The 678-nt window shown below is 62.2% G+C and carries 1 pseudogene; it reads left to right on the top strand.

From position 1 onward, the window contains the following. Positions 1-31: 31 nt before the first annotated feature. Positions 32-678 (top strand): annotated as a pseudogene (locus tag OP498_RS18495) (reverse transcriptase domain-containing protein); the annotation flags it as partial.

Below are 678 nucleotides of genomic sequence, written 5' to 3'. Positions count from 1 at the left end.
CACCTTCGAAGACAAGGTCCTGCAGCGTGCCGTGGTGGCCCTGCTGGAGCCGCTCTACGAGCACGACTTTCTAGACGGCTCGTACGGCTTCCGGCCGGAGCACTCGGCACACCAGGCCGTCGAGACGGTGAGGAACAGCTTGATGTCGATGGGAGGCGGCTGGGTCATCGACCTGGATATCCAAGCCTTCTTCGACACGATCGACCACCAGCACCTGCGGACGTTTCTGCAGCAATGAGTGAAGGACGGTGTCATCCTTCGCCTGATCGGCAAGTGGCTCAAGGCCGGGGTATTGGAGGCCGGGCAGTGGCAGAAGGGAGAAGTCGGCAGCCCACAGGGCGGGGTGATTTCCCCCTTGTTGGCGAACGTCTATCTCCATCACGTGCTGGACGAGTGGTTTGAACAGGACGTCAAGCCACGCCTGCGAGGACGAGCGTTCGAGGTACGGTTTGCCGACGACGCCATCCTGGCATTCAGCAACGAAGCCGATGCCCGCAAGGTGTTGGAGGTGCTGCCCAAGCGCTTCGCGCGCTACGGACTGACCCTGCACCCGACCAAGACCCGGCGGGTGCGGTTCCGGCCGCACTTCGAGCAGCGCGCCGAGACCTTCGACTTCCTGGGCTTTACCTACTATTGGGGAAAATCCCGGCGAGGCCGCTGGATCATCAAGCAGAAAAC

The organism is Halomonas sp. 25-S5 (assembly GCF_029889845.1).
Classification (GTDB): Bacteria; Pseudomonadota; Gammaproteobacteria; order Pseudomonadales; family Halomonadaceae; genus Halomonas.
The sequence above is the reverse complement of the archived record's forward strand: the minus strand, read 5'-3'. Positions and strand labels throughout refer to the sequence as shown.